General features: G+C 47.0%; 11 protein-coding genes. 2 read left to right on the top strand and 9 right to left on the bottom strand.

The features are described from left to right. The first annotated feature begins 21 nt into the window (after nucleotides 1-21). Together ACN0UY_RS00850 and ACN0UY_RS00845 are read left to right on the top strand one after the other, a co-directional pair. Nucleotides 22-1,569, top strand: coding sequence for an AbgT family transporter (locus ACN0UY_RS00850; protein WP_417664933.1), 1,548 nt, complete (start codon nucleotides 22-24; stop codon nucleotides 1,567-1,569). Nucleotides 1,570-1,573: 4 nt separating this feature from the next. Then, entirely contained in the window at nucleotides 1,574-2,359 is a 786-nt protein-coding gene (locus tag ACN0UY_RS00845) for an SDR family oxidoreductase (protein ID WP_417664932.1), read from the top strand. Nucleotides 2,360-2,372: 13 nt separating this feature from the next. Here the strand turns inward: ACN0UY_RS00845 and ACN0UY_RS00840 are convergent, their stop codons facing one another. From ACN0UY_RS00840 to ACN0UY_RS00800, 9 genes are all read right to left on the bottom strand, one after another. Beyond that, entirely contained in the window at nucleotides 2,373-5,342 is a 2,970-nt protein-coding gene (locus ACN0UY_RS00840; protein WP_417664931.1) for a diguanylate cyclase, read from the bottom strand. Between the two features lie 23 nt (nucleotides 5,343-5,365). Beyond that, entirely contained in the window at nucleotides 5,366-6,145 is a 780-nt protein-coding gene (locus ACN0UY_RS00835; protein WP_417664930.1) for an EAL domain-containing protein, read from the bottom strand. A gap of 140 nt (nucleotides 6,146-6,285) precedes the next feature. Next, nucleotides 6,286-7,875 carry a dihydrolipoyllysine-residue acetyltransferase gene (locus ACN0UY_RS00830; RefSeq protein ID WP_417664929.1) on the bottom strand — a complete coding sequence of 530 codons (1,590 nt, stop codon included), beginning with the start codon at nucleotides 7,873-7,875 and terminating at the stop codon, nucleotides 6,286-6,288. A gap of 12 nt (nucleotides 7,876-7,887) precedes the next feature. Then, nucleotides 7,888-8,865: an alpha-ketoacid dehydrogenase subunit beta gene (locus ACN0UY_RS00825; RefSeq protein ID WP_417664928.1), complete on the bottom strand. Its 978-nt coding sequence runs from the start codon at nucleotides 8,863-8,865 to the stop codon at nucleotides 7,888-7,890. After that, nucleotides 8,865-10,064, bottom strand: coding sequence for a thiamine pyrophosphate-dependent dehydrogenase E1 component subunit alpha (locus ACN0UY_RS00820; RefSeq protein WP_417664927.1), 1,200 nt, complete (start codon nucleotides 10,062-10,064; stop codon nucleotides 8,865-8,867). The genes ACN0UY_RS00825 and ACN0UY_RS00820 overlap by 1 nt, the downstream gene beginning before the upstream one ends. 85 nt (nucleotides 10,065-10,149) lie before the next feature. Next, a complete protein-coding gene (gene astE / locus ACN0UY_RS00815; protein ID WP_417664926.1) occupies nucleotides 10,150-11,205 on the bottom strand; it encodes a succinylglutamate desuccinylase in 1,056 nt (351 codons plus the stop codon). Further along, nucleotides 11,202-11,933: a DUF599 domain-containing protein gene (locus ACN0UY_RS00810; protein ID WP_128351949.1), complete on the bottom strand. Its 732-nt coding sequence runs from the start codon at nucleotides 11,931-11,933 to the stop codon at nucleotides 11,202-11,204. Before ACN0UY_RS00810 ends, astE begins: the two co-directional genes overlap by 4 nt. Before the next feature lie 78 nt (nucleotides 11,934-12,011). Continuing rightward, nucleotides 12,012-15,188: an efflux RND transporter permease subunit gene (locus tag ACN0UY_RS00805; RefSeq protein ID WP_417664925.1), complete on the bottom strand. Its 3,177-nt coding sequence runs from the start codon at nucleotides 15,186-15,188 to the stop codon at nucleotides 12,012-12,014. Further along, complete coding sequence (locus ACN0UY_RS00800; protein ID WP_417664924.1) at nucleotides 15,185-16,399, bottom strand: efflux RND transporter periplasmic adaptor subunit; 1,215 nt, start codon at nucleotides 16,397-16,399, stop codon at nucleotides 15,185-15,187. Before ACN0UY_RS00800 ends, ACN0UY_RS00805 begins: the two co-directional genes overlap by 4 nt. Nucleotides 16,400-16,494: the final 95 nt, after the last annotated feature.

Here is a 16,494-nt window from a genome sequence, read left to right as displayed (position 1 = left end):
AATACAACAAGGGGTTTCCTCATGAGTGGTTCGCAAGAATCGTCCACTTTGCTTAATCGCATACTCGATAAAGTCGAGAAGGTGGGTAACAAACTTCCTGATCCAGCGGTGATGTTTTTTGGTCTTCTAATTATCGTTTGGATATTCAGCTTTTTACTATCTGGTGTTCAATTTGATGCTATACACCCGTTAACCGGCGAAAATGTGGGTATCAATAACCTACTTGCTGGCGATGAAATGGCCGACTTCTTGGCTAATATGGTGGGCACTTTTATGGGGTTTGCGCCACTTGGCGTGGTCTTAGTCGCTATGCTCGGTGTTGGTGTAGCCGAGCGCAGTGGCTTTATTAATGTCGCCATTAAGCTCATGTTGAATGTCACCCCTAAATTGTTACTAACGCCGGTACTTATTCTGGTTGCCATTGTTAGTCACACCGCAGTTGATGCTGGCTATGTGCTGGTTATTCCATTGGGTGGCGTTATATTCTTTGCCGCTGGCCGGCATCCTTTGGCGGGTATCGCAGCTGCATTCGCGGGTGTATCGGGTGGTTTTAGTGCCAACTTTGTACCCTCAGCAATCGACCCCTTACTGCAAGGGTTTACGCAAAGCGCTGCACAAATTCTAGACCCTGCCATACAGCTCAATCCGCTTAATAACTATTTCTTCACTGCGGCCTCGTCAATTGTGGTTGTGCTAGTTGGTTGGTACCTAACTGACCGTGTCATAGAGCCACGTTTGCAGAAAAATGCCACCATTGATGGCGATCAAGAAGATATGCCGGTACTTGATGACGTTACATCGCGTGACCGCAAAGCATTCTATGCGGGCGTTTTGACCATGGTTGTTGGCTTGGTTGCATTGTATTTTGCTGCAACGACTGAAAACACTCCGTTGGCTGATCCAACCGGCGAACTGGCATCGTTTACAGCACCTCTGATGCAAATGATTGTGCCGCTAATTTTCCTGCTGTTTATTATTCCAGGCATTGTGCACGGCTTCATTTCGGGTAGCTTCAAGAATTCACAAGACGTGATTAGCGCAATGACCAAGTCGATGTCAGATATGTCGTACTACATGGTTATGGCGTTCTTCTGTGCCCTGTTTATTAAAGCTTTTGGTGATTCGAACTTAGGCACTTTGCTGTCAATTAAAGGCGCACAGTTCTTAAGCTCGTTGCAGTTAACGGGCGGCGTAACCATGGTCGGAATGATCATCCTCGTTGCCTTCATTAACTTATTCGTTGGTTCTGCCTCAGCAAAATGGGCGCTTATCTCACCAATTTTCGTACCTATGCTTATGCAACTCGGTTATTCACCTGATTTAACCCAAGCGGCCTACCGTGTCGGTGATTCAATCAGTAATATCATTACCCCCTTGTTGCCATACTTCCCACTCGTTGTGCTGTATTGCCAGCGGTATGTGAAAGGCACAGGTATTGGTTCGTTGGTCGCAATGATGTTGCCATTTACCTTTAGCTTATTAATTATTTGGTCAGCATTTTTAATTATCTACTGGATGATTGGTATTCCGTTGGGCTTCCAATCAAACTACATGTATCCAGCGGGTTAATTCGATGACCTACTTTCAAGGTAAAACCGTATGGTTAACCGGTGCTTCTTCTGGCATCGGTTTAGCCATGGCTCAGCAGCTTGCCGCTGCGGGTGCACATTTAATTCTCACTTCGCGTCGTCACGACGCTTTAGAGCAGGTGCGCAAAGAACTTGCTCACCCGGAGCGTCATCAAGTTTTGGCGTTGGATTTAAGTCAGCCTGAACTGGCTGCGCAAACCGCCGAACAAGCATTGGGCGATCAAGTCATCGATATCTTGATCAACAATGCAGGTGTATCGCAGCGCTCGCTTATTCTAGACACAGACATGGCCGTTTATCGTCAACTCATGGAAATCGATTATTTCGGTGTCATTGCACTGACCAAATTAGTTCTACCACGCATGGTAGAACGCCGAGCTGGGCAGATTGTTACGGTTTCCAGTGTAGCGGGTAAAGTCGGCACCAAGCTGCGTAGCGGGTATAACGGTGCGAAATTTGGTGTTATCGGCTTTATGGATGCCTTACGCGCTGAGATGACCCAATATGGATTGATTGCCACCTCCATTTTACCGGGATTCATCAACACGCAAGTTGCTCACAACTCGCTAACGGGTGACGGTTCGGCATTAGGGCACGGAGACCCCGATAATGCGGGCGGTATTTCGGCTGAAGAGTGCGCCCGTAAATCACTTGAGGCTATCGCCAAAGGTAAAGCGGAAGTGGTGGTAGGTTCCGGGATGTCAAAACTTGCACCATTTTTGCAACGATTTTTCCCAGGCTTGGTGCGTAGAATTATTGCTAATCGCTAATTCGTCGCAGCACTCAGCTCTCACCGTAGCCGCGAACAATGCGGTTACGGCCCTGACTTTTCGCTTCATAAAGAGCACGATCGGCCTGTTTAAGTAGTTGTGCAGCGCTTATTTTCGGTAATAATTCTGTGATACCAATACTCACCGTAACACGTGCGCTGGCGTCCACGTTATTGAAGCGCATCGCCTCAATACCTGCACGAATGCGTTCAACAACCTGATTCGCTTCTTCTATCGAAGTTTGCGGGAAGATAATTGCAAATTCCTCACCACCCCATCGTGCAACGTGGTCAACTTCACGCACAGAGTCGGCGATGAAATGAGCTACTTGCTTCAGAATGATATCGCCTCCCGCATGCAAAAACTGATCATTAATTTGTTTGAAAAAGTCCAAATCAAGCAAGGCTATCGTTAACGGTGTATCGTGACGCTCGCTATTTCGCACTTCGCGGTCAAGTTGCTGATCAAACGCTCGTCGGTTTGCTAGGCCCGTTAATGAGTCCTGCAATGCCAGCGCTTCCAATTCTTTGGTTTGTTCTCGTACCATCGTCTGCAAACGTGCGCGTGTGTTCTTTAAACTGCGAATGCGAATATGCACCAAAGTGCTCGTTAACGTCATCATTGCGAGAACCGAGATAAACCAGAACCAGGGCTTCTGGTAAAAATAGGCGGCTTTAGTAAATTTAAAATCCGTTGCGGCCGACCAATCTCCGCCGGGATAACGGGTGCGCACTGAAAAAGTGTATTGGCCCGGCGGTAGCGCAGTATATTCAGTCTGTAAGGTATCTCCGCGGTCAATCCAACGCTGGTCAAATCCTATCATTCGCACCTGGTATTCAATATGCTCAGGCATGTGATAACCCAAACCTACGTATTGAAACGCTATCCGCGTATTATCTGGAGCAAGGGTATCGTTCCAAGCAAGTTTGCCTGCGTCTGAACTCACCGACTCAATAACTGCTGCGGGCGATACAACCGCATGTTCTTCTACCAATTCAGGGTTTACTTTAATAGCGCCCATTGCCGACGCAAACCAAATGTGACCGTTGCCATCAATCGTTGAAGCAGGACCTCCGGTAGTTAACTGCCGACTTACCATACCGTCGGCTTCGGTAAATAACTTATAGCTCACCTGCTCTAGCTCTTGGTTTAACCACGCACTTAACTCCCCGTGGGATATGCGCAGTACGCCTCGAGAGCCGCCCAGCCAGAGGTTGTTTTGAGCATCAAAGTCGATAGTGAAATGCTTATCGAAGGGTAAGCCTTGGTCGCGGGATAGCCAACGCCAGTCGTTCTCTTGAATCGATCGTGTAATTACGCCATGAGCGGTTGCCAACCATATTCGGTTAGCATGAACAGTACCCGCGAAAATATTTCGTGCCTCGGTGAACAATGCGAGATCAATAGGTTCGGGCTGCCACTTAGCTTCAACCTCTAACGGCGCGAAGTAGCTTAACGCATTGGTTGAGCCTACCCATAATCCACCATCGCGGTCTTCGGTGATGGACGTTACAAAATCTGACGCCATACCATCTGCTTTGGTATAGCGCTTTACAACCCGCAACGCATTTTTTGTTTCTTCTGCAACGAAAAGCCCGTCAGGAGTGCCCACTAAAATGTAGGGGCTATTTGCTAAAGGCTTAACGACACGAATCTCGTTACCAATTAAGCCATTTTTACGACTTAATTGGGCCGTTACATTGCCGTCTGTAAGTTGCAGAACCCCTTCTGTATAAGAGCCGATATAAACAACCGACGGGTTCGTAGTTGCAGGAACAATACTTAATACCGAAAGCGCTTCTAGTAATGGGTGGGAGTTTACGGGTTCGAAACCATTTGATGTTTGTCGGCTAAGTCCGTCATTTGTGCCGACCCAAATATTGCCTTGAGCATCGGTGTTAACTGAACGTACATACGCGCCATGTAATCCATGGTTCGGCGTATAGCTGGTAAATAGCGCTTTTCGTAACTGAGCAAAACCACCATGTGTAGAAACCCAAATATTGTCTTCCCGATCACGGAAGATATCCAGCACGTGCGAGTTAGGTAGTCCATCCTGAATACTTATCCATTCCTGGGTCGTATTACAAATGCGTCCTAAACCGTATTCAAAGGTTCCTACCCATAAACAGCCGTCCGCCCCTTCTTTAATTTCGGTAATCGGCCCACGAATAGGTTGCGGCCAAACATTGAAGTTTTTCTCCTGTGGGCGTTGGTAGAATAAACCGTCGTCGCTTGCAACTAACATCACTCCATTCGAAATCATTCGTATGGCACGTACCTGCGAGCTTGGAATAGAGCTTTCTTGAATAAATCGATCAGTTTCGGCGTCCCAATATGCCAAACCCTCGCGCGTGCCAACCCAAATTCTAGCCGCGCGATTCGCGGTTTTTTCTGAGCGATACAGGCGAAAAGCGGCAACATCAGGTAAACCATCAGCGACGGTATAGTGCCGGTGATTACCATCAGCACTGACACGATAAACACCCGCTCCAGTTGCTGTCCACATTTGATTATTGCTATCAACCACAGTTTCAAAAACGTATGCTGAACCAACCTTATAAGGCTGCCAGGTGTCACCGTCAAAGGTCACTAAGCCACCGCGAGGGCCAGCTACAATGATATCGTTGGTATTCGGATTAATCGTAATATCAAGTGCACCAGCTTCCGGCATTTTGGTTACATCGATATCGTCAAATACCGTAAAATCACGGCCGTTGTAACGAACAGGACCTTCCCAAGTCGCCAGCCATAAATACCCTTCTTCAGATTGTGTAATACGATTTACCGAGTTGTGTGGTAAGCCATCGCGCGTTGTCCATGAGCGCAATGCATATTCGTTCAAAGGTTTTTCGGGTATGGGGCGAGCGAGTATGTCGTTTACATTTTGGGCAAACGATGCAGGATAAAAAAACAGGCAATAGTACGCAATAACTGCATACATTGAAGTAGGCCATCTAAACCAAGTTAATGCGCTAGTCATTGCCATATTTTTATAATTATAGGTTAGTCACATTCAGCTAGAAGTTTCTCAAAAGGTACTACTGCTAACGCCTCGAGCTCCGGCTTGGCAAAATAATAGCCTTGGAATAAATTCAAGCCAAGACCCCGTAAACAATCAAGTTCTTCTTTCGTTTCTACACCCTCGGCAAGCACTTGGGTGCCTTGCAGGCGACACTGTTGCATGACCTCGACAATAACATCTTGCTTTGCTCGGTGTTGCTCAATATTACGAACAAGTTCCATGTCGAGCTTCAATATGTCCGGCCTCAAATCAGTTAGCCAATCAAGCCGGGCAAAACCAGAACCATAATCATCAATCGCTGTTTTGAAGCCACGTTTTGCGTAGCTGCTAAAAATGTCTTGTAAATGATCTTTATCGAGTATTTGTTCGCTTTCAGTTACTTCGAAGACTAACTTCGTCATATCAAATTGGTACAAATCGGCGGCTTCAATAGTCGCTTTAATACAGGTTTCAGGATTATAAACAGCATTGGGTAAGAAGTTGATATTTAAATAAGTATCACAGCCTAAACGGGCTGCCGTTTCAATCGCTTTAACCCGACAAGCTTGATCAAAATAGTAACGGTTATCTTCGTTGATACGCTCAAACACCCAGCCCGCACCTTGCCCTTCAGGGCCCCGCACCAAAGCTTCGTATGAAATCACCCGCTTTTTATCGAAATCAACGATAGGCTGAAAGGCCATGCGAATTTCAAAACCTAGTGACTGGCCGCTGAGACAGTCCATGCAAGTTTGCTGTTTGATTGAATCCGGAAAATCCATGTGTTACCTATTTCGAAATTTAAACCAGTATTCAATTATCGACATAAAGACGCAAGCCTTTAGTAAAAACATACAAAAAAACATAAAAAAAAGGTCAGCAATGCTGACCTTTTTTTAGCTCAAATTTAACCATCAAAAAATTAGCTCATATGCACTAACATGCTGGTTGGGTCTTCCAAAAACTCTTGCCACAGTTTATTAAAGCGGGCGATGGTGCCACCATCAATAATACGATGGTCGCCCGACCAGCTTGCCGTCATCATTTTGCGCGCCACAACATTACCTTGCGCGTCAAAACGTGGCAGTTCTTGCACTTTACCCAGTGCAACAATCGCTGCCTCTGGCTTGTTGATAATTGGTGTAGCAACGGTTCCGCCAATAACTCCGATGTTCGAGATAGAAATTGTTCCACCTTTCATATCTTCTTGGGCAACGCGCCCTTCACGAGCCGCTTGCGTTAACCGCGTCACTTCCTGCGCTACCTCGATGATACTCTTATTTTGTACCTGTTTTACATTAGGCACCAACAATCCAATTTTGGTATCAACTGCCATACCAATATTGTGGTCATCGAAGTACGTAATTTCAGTGCAGTCATCATTAACCTGCGCATTCATAACAGGGAATTCTTTGAGTGCCAACGATAACGCTTTGATAAAGAATGGCATCATGGTGATGCGAATCCCCTTATCGGCATAGCGTTCTTTCAATTGCTTCTGTAGCGCAATAACGTTGGTTAAATCGAATTCATCAGCATAAGTAAAGTGCGGAATGGTGCTTACCGACTTCATCATTTGCTTCGCCATGGCAGCCTTCACACCACGAATCGGTTCCACACGAGTATTGCCCGTTGCAGACGTGGTGCTCGATGTTGCCGCTGAGTCTGCTTTGCGCGTTACGGTTTCGCTTGATTGTTCGCCACTGGCAAAAGCTTCAACGTCTTCTTTCATGACGCGGCCTTTAGCTCCAGATCCTGCCACCTTGCTCAAATCAACGTCCAATTCGCGCGCACGGCGCCGCACTGCTGGACTAGCAATGGCCTTACCCTGACGCGCAGGCTCAGGCGCTTCTGTCGAACCTGTGGCTGGTTTACTAACCGCGACTTCAGATGAATCCTGTTTAGCGTTTACAGCGCCAGAAGACGACGTATCTGAACTCGCCCCACCCGCTACTCGAACCGCAAACAATGGCTCATGCACTTTGGCAATGTCACCTTGCTTGTAATAAAGCTTTTCAACCACGCCTGTTTCTTTGGCTGGAATTTGCACCAAGGCTTTATCAGTCATCACATCAACCACAGCCTGGTCTTCTTCAACGGTGTCGCCTTCTTTCACCTGCCATTCAACAATTTCACATTCAACAATACCCTCGCCAATGTCTGGCAGAATAAAGTCTGTAACCGTTGAACCTGAGGCTTCGGTTTTAGCTTCCGGTTGCTCTTTTTGCGCGGTTTCTTTCGCGCCTTCAGTAGCGACAGTACCAGCGTTGTCACTACCAGAGTCAATCGCAAATAATGGCTCATGCACCTTGGCAATGTCACCTTTTGCATAGTACAACTTGGCAACAACACCATCTTCTTTCGCTGGAATCTGCACCAACGCTTTGTCGGTCATGACATCAACTACGGCCTGGTCTTCCTTAATGGTGTCGCCTTCTTTGACCAACCACTCGACGATTTCGCATTCGACAATACCTTCGCCGATGTCTGGTAAGATAAAATCTTTACTCATGTCATGGGCCTCTTAGTAGGTCATCGAAGCTTTAATCGCTTCGTAAACTTTCAGGTGATCAACAAAATATTCTTTTTCGTGGCTTAATGGATACGGAGTATCTAAGCCGCACACCCGGGCAATCGGCGACTCAAGGTACAAGAAGCATTCTTCTTGGATTGTTGAGGCCACTTCGCTGGCAAAACCGGCGGTAATTGGTGCTTCTTGCGTGACAACTAAACGCCCTGTTTTGCGCACAGACGCGGCAACGGTTTCAACATCCCAAGGCAAAATACTGACTAAGTCGATAATTTCACAATCAATGCCGTCTTTCGCTGCAAGTTCCGCGGCTTTCTCGGCCATTTCAACCTGAGCACCCCACGCCAGCAAGGTAATGTCTTTACCTTCTTTAACGATATCCGCTTTACCAAGCTCTAGCGTGTACTCTTCTTCTGGCACTTCGCCAACCGATGCACGGTAAAGGCGTTTTGGCTCCATAAATAACACTGGATTCTTATCAAAAACTGCACTGAGCAATAACCCTTTAGCCATGTATGGGTTGCGTGGCATGACAATTTTCAAGCCTGGTGTATGCGCAAAATAGGCTTCTGGAGATTGCGAGTGGTAGTGTCCCCCCGCTATGCCGCCGCCGTAAGGCGTACGAATCGTCAATCCACCCACGTTAAACTCGTTACCTGAGCGGTAACGGAATTTTGCAGACTCATTTACGATTTGGTCAAACGCCGGGAAGATATAATCGCCGAACTGAATTTCTGCAACTGCATAGCTACCTTGCGAAGCTAAACCATTGGCAAAGCCAATAATACCTTGCTCAACTAGCGGCGTATTAAAGTTACGGTGGCGCCCATACTTTTCGGTCAACCCTGACGTAGCGCGAAACACACCACCAAAGGAACCGGTATCTTCACCAAAGCTGTAAACTTTTTCACTTTTTGCCATCGCAATATCAAGTGCATTATTGATGGCTTGTAACAGGTTCATCTTGGCCATTACTTCTCACCTCCGTCAATACGCGACGCTGTTTTCGGATAAGCATCCGGGTATTTGCGAATATGCGCTTTAAGCGCCTCAAGTTGTTGCTTGAGGTGTTTCGGAGGCGTGTCGTATACGTCATTGATAATTTCATCAATATGCGGCACAGGAACCGTTTCAGCTGACTTCAAAGCTGCCAATACGGCTGCTTTTTTACTGTCGTAATTTTCTTGCGCTTGCGCTTCGGTGATCCACTCTTGCTTCTGCAACCACTTCTGGAAGCGAACAACAGGATCTTTTGCACGCCACGCATCTTCTTCTTCACGAGTACGGTAACCGGTTGGGTCGTCTGACGTGGAATGCCCTGCCATACGGTAGCTCATACCCTCAATTAGCACGGGCTCATTCTCTTCAACAGCAAGTTTACGTGCCAACAACGTAGCTTGATAAACTGCAAACAAGTCGTTGCCATCAACGCGAATCGTTTTCATGCCATAGGCAACTCCGCGCGGAGCAATGCCGTCGCCAGCATATTGCTCGCCTTGTGAAGGCGTAGAAATTGCATAGCCGTTATTACGGCAGAAGAATATTGCTGGAACCTTATAAACTGCTGCCATGTTTAATGCTGCATGGAAGTCGCCCTCTGAGGCGGCGCCTTCACCGAAATAGCAGATGGTGCATTTACCTGACTTTTCCATTTTCTGGCCATATGCGTAGCCAGTCGCTTGTGGAATTTGCGTTGCCAAAGGCGATGCAATGGTCATGAAGTTTAAATCCGCACAACCATAATGCACAGGCATCTGACGGCCTTTACCGAGGTCGCGCTCATTAGAGAACAACTGGTTCATGAACTGCTCAACCGTGAACCCACGGAACGCTAATGCGCCCTGCTCACGATATTGGCCCATGATCATGTCGCCATCATCAAGTGCTGCTGCAGAGCCGATACTCGCAGCTTCTTCACCGAGTGAAGACAAATAGAAGCTGATACGCCCTTGGCGCTGCGCTGCAATCATGCGCTCGTCAAGAATGCGGATAAATTGCATCGTGTCGAAAATCTTTAACGCTAAGTCTTTGTCCATTGCTGGAGCTTCAGCGCCTTTACGAATCGTGCCATCCTCTGCGAGGATTTGGAACATTGGAATTTTCAACGCCGAACCGTCTAAAAACTCCGGTTTGGTCACGATGTCCAACTGATGTTGTTTATCTTTCGCCATAACTTTCTCGTTCTAAGAAAAATTGCGCACACTTTACCTTTACGTCAACTGACATGCAAACAGCGTGCATCATAAAAACACAAAATCAGACCAGTTCTAATTTATCGAGAGGCACCGGAACAACAGTCAACAAAGCACGTTGTCCAATTGCCACATCGGCATTTGGAAATATAATTCGCTCGCCTGCCTGCTCAACCCTATATTCGGTGTCGCCGTCGGTTGCTAGCAGGTACCCTTGCTCAAACTCTGTGAAATTCGCGACATCGTCTGGGAAGTTTAAACGAAAGTTTTGCTGAGTCCGATCAATGGTACGGCATACATCGTACACATGATGGCGCGCGCCATTAAATGCCGGCAGTTCAAGTTCATTTGTACTAATAAGTTTACGGAACATAGCGTCCGCAGCAGCAAATCGCGTCATATCATTTTCGCCAAACGGGCGAACCTTTCCTAACTCAACTGTAAACGCATCCGCATTGTGCGCGCGAACGCTGTAATAACTGAATGTTGTTGTCGGAGCTTGATTCAACAAGATGGTGTCGATACCGCATTGCGCCAAAAAGGTTAATTGCTCCTTTTTGTAAGGTGCCCCATGGGAAAATGGGTAAACCGCAAATTTTTCATGAGCAGAGTCTCGAATCGCCGTATGAAGATCATAATGGAATCGTTGCTTTTGCTTATAAAAACGCGTTACGTACTGCTCGATCTTTTCCGCGCGCTGATGCTCTTGCGTGGAGCCTTTGCGGTGCGCTCCGCTAAACAGTCGATTCATATTTATATCGACAAAGCGTGTGCCATTCACAATAGCAGCAGGGTTTGCAATCAGAAATAATGTGCGCTGTTTAACCTGAAATTTGCCCGCAAAAATGTCATGCAACATATCTCGGACCATTTCAATTGGCGCCGTCTCGTCACCATGCACGGCGCACGAAATAATCACGTCCTTGCCCTGTGGTTCGTCTGGCTCAATCACCACCACACCCGCATCCCAAAACTCAACATGCCCACCAATAACTGGCTGCTGAGTGCCTATGAGACACTCACCTTCGTAGGGGCCTAAGACGGGCGGCAGATCATTAATTTGCTGACCTAACTCGTTAAAATATGTGGCGATTGTCCACTTCAATACATCAAGTGTCACTGCGAATCTCCATTTTCTTTAATCGGACCTGGCTCCCACCCTTTCGTGGCCAGCAATGCGCGTAAAACCTTTGAACGGTATTCACGGCGATATAACACAAGCACTACAATTGCGGTGGAGCAAATAAATAGATACGGATGAATGAACCAACAGAAAAAGGCTAAAGCGAAATAGTACGCGCGCAAGCCATTATTATACTCATGCCCTGCTTGATCGATGACTTTGGCCGTTTGCCGCGCGAACACTTCGCGTTGCTCATCATCAAAGTCAGTTGACCGGTATTGGGGGGCTGCCCCCATAAGCACTGAAACAAAGCCAAACTGACGAATAGACCAAGTGAATTTAAAAAAAGCAAACACAAACATCAACGCCAACACTGCTAGCTTAAACTGCACTTTGTCAGGCGATGTATCCGCTGTATAAGGAATAGAGCGCAGTACTTCCACAACTTTATCGGCTGACGCCAACAGTGTTAGCACACCGGCTAACACCAGTACGGTAGACGAGGCAAAGAATGTTACTGTGCGCTCCACATTACCTAGTAGAGCAGCATCAGCAATTTGGTGTTCTTTGCGCGTTAACGTGCGCATCCAGTCGATACGAAGTTGGCGCAAAATATGGGATAGACTATAGGTAGAACGGGCTCGGATTCGAGCAAACTGCGTGTAGGTGAACCACACAGTCACGAAAAACACTAATGCGACAATGTCGATGAGCGCCAAATTCATGTATGACCTTCCTATGCATACAAGGCTAGCAGCACAATTGCTGCTAGCTCATATTAGTTTAAGGTCAATAGTTTAACATTATGTGACGGAATTGTGTTGTTCTGATTTCGGTTCAGGTGGCTTCGCGAGACCATACCAACTCAACATGGTTTTCATGCCCCGGCGCGTATCGTTAAGTATCAGGTACAAGCATGGCACCAGCAATAATGTAATAACTGTTGCGAACAAAATACCGAACGCTAACGAAATCGCCATTGGAATAACGATTTTGGCTTGTAAGCTCTTTTCCAACACGATGGGCAGTAAGCCAAAGAACGTGGTTAACGAGGTCAGTATAATGGCCCGAAACCGCGCAACCCCAGCCTCGGCAACCGCTTTACGTAGGCTTTCACCTTCCGAACGGGCTCGGTTCACGTAGTCCACCATAACCAGTGAGTCGTTAACCACAACCCCCGCCAACGCTATGATACCGAACAAACTCAAAATCGATATCGGCATGCCTAAAACCCAGTGCCCAACAACCGCACCAATCATACCGAATGGTATAACCGACATAATGATGAGTGGCTGGCTGTAGGACTTCAACGGAATTGCCATCAATGCGTAAATCGCAAACAACGCCAACAGGAACCCAATCGCAAGTGAGTTTGTTGCTTCAGCTTCATCTTGCGATGCGCCTTCGAGCTGGAAACCAACCGAAGGATAGCGATCTAAAATTGGTTGAATTTTGTCCTCACGAACCTGCCGTACAATATCAAATGGTTGAACTTTATCCTTGTCGACACGGGCTCGAACGTTTACCGAACGTTCCCGATTGATACGGGTTATGGTGTTATAGCCTTTCGCAAAACGTATATCGGCAAGTTCTGTAAATGGTATCAGTGAACCGTCAGCAGTGCGTAATTTCATGTCTTCGAGGTTACCGACCGACTGACGCTCCGATAACGGATAGCGAACCATAACCTTCACTTCTTCGTCATCACGCTGAAGACGCTGCGCCTCGGCACCATAGAACGCATAGCGAACTTGATTCGCGAGCTCTTGTAGGGTGATACCCATTGCGGTTGCCAGAGGTTTTAGCTCAAGAATAATTTCATCATTCCCTTCGCCAAAGGTGTCTTCAATGTCGAACACACCATCGAATTGCCCCAAGTCTTGCTTCAGTATGGTTGCTGCAGCGGCCAGCTCTTCCAGGTTATCACCTGTCAGTTGGAATTCGACGTCAAAACCGCCGCCGCCACCAATGCTACCTTGAAAATTCAACGCCTTAACACCAGCCATATCCGGCGTCGATTCACGCCAATTATTAATTATGGCGAAACCGTCCAAGTTTCTATTTTCACCTTTTTCTAATTCGGCAAAAACTGTTCCGCTGGTGGTACCGTTCATCCAAATATTGGTGTGCTTAACGATATTATCGCCATTATCAGCTTCTGCTTCAGCGTCAACGTTCATCAACGACTCTTCAATACGCTGCAAAGTACGAATGGTTGATTCTTCTGAAGCGCCAGGCTGCATTTCAACGCGTGCCTGAATAAAGTCACTTGGAATGTTCGGGAAGAACACCCAACGCACCGTTCCGCCAGCGATGAGGCCAACGGCAAGAATGAACAAACCAACAAAAGAGGCAAGTGTGGTATAGCGGTAATGCAAACACTTCTTCAAAAATGGTTGATAGTAAGTTTTTGCAAAGTAAAGCAAACCACCAGATATCTTATTTCGAACTCGCTGAAAGCCATTTTGTTTCTGCAATTTGTCTTTCGAAAACTTCATCTTGGCGATGTGCGCCGGCAAAATAAATTTGGACTCAATCAACGAGAAGGCCAAGCAAAGAATAACCACCCAAGCGATCGACTCCCAAATTGCCCCCATACCACCTTCAACCATTAGCATCGGAATAAAGGCGACCATAGTGGTCAACACCCCGAACGTGGCTGGCATAGCAACTTTCTTAGCGCCAATAACAACGTTATCAACTGACTTGCCATTCTTTTCAATTTCCGAATACGCACTCTCGCCGATGACTATGGCATCGTCGACCACTATCCCCAGTACTAATATGAAGCCGAACAAAGAAATCATATTAATCGAGATATCGAACATAGGTAATGGCATCAGCGCAATGGTTCCTAAGAAACAAAGCGGAATACCAATCATGACCCAAAATGCCAATCGTAACTGGAGGAACAAGGCCAGCATAATAAATACCAGCGCACCACCGAACAACATGTTGTCGATCATCAAGTCCAGACGGTCATTCAAGTAGTAGGAAGAATCCCCCCAGTGCGCTATCTCAACCTGTGGTGGCAACTCCTTTTGTTTACGTTCAACGTAGCTGCGAACCACTTCGGCTATTTTTAAATCATTCTGATCGCCGACCGAATCAACCCGAACAAAGGTTGCTGATGCACCATCGAAACGCGTAAAGCGGCGGCGCTCAATAAATGCATCCTGCACTTTAGCAATATCACCAAGCGTTAAACGCGTTCCATCCGGCCGGTTAATCAGAACTATTTTTTCAAATTCGTCACCCACATAAGCTTGATTGTTCGCGCGTAGTAAAATATCACCATTCGGAGTACGGATTGAGCCACCCGCAACGTCAAGCGAAGTGCCGCGAACTGCGGCCACAATTTCTTGGAAGGTTAAATTGTAACGCTGTAAATCCGCTTCAGAAATTTCGACCGAAATTTCGTAATCACGCGCCCCAACCACCTCGACTTTGGTGATACCACCAATATTTTTCAGGTCGTCTCGAATCGTTTTAGCAAGTTCTTTTTGCGGCCCTTCTTCGAGCTCACCAAAAACACTAATCCAGATAACTTGTCGCTGCGGACGTATCCGATAAATATTCGGCTTTTCAATCTGCTGTGGAAAGCTAGGGATAGCATCGATGAGCATCTTCACCTCATCCATCACCACCTGCACGTCGTAGCCGCTTTCCACTTCGATGGAAACGGAACCATTGCCTTCTCGCGCCGTTGAGGTAACTCGCTCAATACCGTTTACATCTTCAATCGCATCTTCTATACGAACCAAGACGCCTTGCTCAACTTCTTGTGGCGCAGCGCCCGGGAACGGAACTTGCACACTAATAATATTCAATTCAATCTCTGGGAACATTTGCTTGCGCACCTGCCCCGTCATGAAAATACCGGTAATAATTATCAACGCCATCAGCAGGTTGGCAGCAACAGTATTATTTGCCCACCACGCGATGATGCCCTTTTTGGGATCGATATCGTATTGGCTCATTCGTTGCTTCCTGTTACTTCAGCGGTTTTTGAATCTGGTGTTTCTTGCTGTTCGATAATAGGATCACCCGGAATACGAACCTTCATGCTCGGCAGCGCATTGGATAGCTGAGTTAATACGACAATATCGCCCGCGTTTAAGCCCTCGTTGATGACCACGTAATTCGCTTCAGCGCGCATAACATTTACGTCGCGTTTTTGAATTCGACGCTCTTCGTCCACCACCCATAATTTGTCATCTATTGATAACGCGTAGCGCGGTACACGATACACTTGTTGCGCTTCGATACCATCGATAACCAATTGAACAAAACGCCCAAATCGCAATGGCACTTCATGAATTTCTGACTCTTGGTTGTACGGGTCTTCAACCTCGACAACGCCATAAATGACGCGGCTATTACTATCTAAGATGCCTTCGCTGCGAACCAAACTTCCGCGCCAAGTATAGGCCGTTCCAGCAACATCGCTGGTCAGCATAACTTGCGGGTAAGCGCCTTCATGACCCGATTCAGGCAAGTCTATGTATGCAAGATCGCGATCACTCAGCGGTACTCGAACCTCAGCCACTTCTGAACCGTACAGCAAACCCACTTGGGTGTTCACTGACACAAACTGACCAATATCGACATTTTTATTCTGCAAAATACCATCGTATGGCGCACGAACAGTAGTTCGATCAAGATCACGTTCTGCCTTTGCGACTGCGGCTTCTGCGGACTGAACTGCCGCAACAGCACTTGCTACCTGAGGTTCACGAATACCCAGTGCAGGAATCTCGCCCATTTGCAACGATTCCCACTCTTCTTTCGCAACTTGAGCGCGAGCACTCTCTTCGGCGAGTCCAGCCTTCGCTTGTGCTAAAGAGGCTTTGGCAGTTTGCAGCGCAACGCGATAGTCAGCGGTATCAATCTGTAATAACACTTCACCTTTTTTGAAAAAGCCCCCGTTCACGAAATTATCGGCAACCTCGGTGATTTGACCGCTTACCTGTGTAACTAGGTTGGTCATATGCTTAGGTTTCACGTTACCCTGACCTGACACCTTAAAACGCACTGTCTCAGGTTGCACTTCTAATACGTCGACAAGCACTGGTGGTCGTTCATTGGAGCGCTCAGGAGGTTGCGGGCGCAAGGTGATCATCGCCACCAACAAGAGAATAGCGACAAAAAGAATAAGAGGTGGTAATAAAGCGCGTTTTTTAAATGCCATGACGTCTCGGTTCCATGAATGAGTCTTTCGCAAAAAATAAATTTTTCAGTCTCTAGTATGACGAAGTCTGCAGTAATCCGTTAGTAACAATGTGT

It is taken from the genome of Pseudidiomarina sp. (genome assembly GCF_048268165.1).
Taxonomy (GTDB): Bacteria; Pseudomonadota; Gammaproteobacteria; order Enterobacterales; family Alteromonadaceae; genus Pseudidiomarina.
Note: the sequence above shows the minus strand (reverse complement) of the source record. Positions and strands in the feature narration are given on the sequence as shown.